This window comes from Spirochaetota bacterium (assembly GCA_026414805.1).
In the GTDB taxonomy this organism is placed as follows: domain Bacteria; phylum Spirochaetota; class UBA4802; order UBA4802; family UB4802; genus UBA4802.
The window spans coordinates 1-475 of sequence record JAOAIH010000116.1 but is presented as its reverse complement, the minus strand read 5'-3'; the positions used below and the strand labels follow the sequence as shown (position 1 = coordinate 475).

General features: G+C 33.5%; 1 protein-coding gene. It reads left to right on the top strand.

The window, feature by feature from the left end; all coding sequences use genetic code 11:
- Positions 1 to 209 precede the first annotated feature (209 nt).
- Positions 210 to 475, top strand: a 266-nt coding sequence (locus tag N3F66_14565; GenBank protein ID MCX8125368.1) for a hypothetical protein, incomplete at its 3' end; no start/stop codon positions are given.

Here is a 475-nt window from a genome sequence, read left to right as displayed (position 1 = left end):
TTACTGGTGATGCGCTTTTTTTATTTTTATTACCAATTTTTCAACATTTTATTGACATTACGTTTTGATGTGTTTACATTAATAAAATTATTACAAGAAACGTTTATTTGCTTTACAAAACCAGGTTTGAAAAAAATATGTGTGTTCATCTATTTATTCATTATAGCATTTTAAGTGGAAAATGATTGCGAAGTTAAAAAGTTGAAAGTATGAAATCAAGAGCAACACAGTATGACTTTATCAAATATCTGAACCAGCCTGTACTCATTTTTTCAAAATCAGGGGCGATAGTAACCTGGAATAGTGCAATGGCACACATTGCCTCACTACCTGACAAAAAATCTGATGCAACTGTTGACACAGTCTTTGAAGATGCAGCAAGGCTATATGCAGCAATCCAGTTGATGAACAGCAAACACACCAGTGAAAATATCAATGGATTGCTATTACGTGAAAGCAGGGAGGCATTATCAGG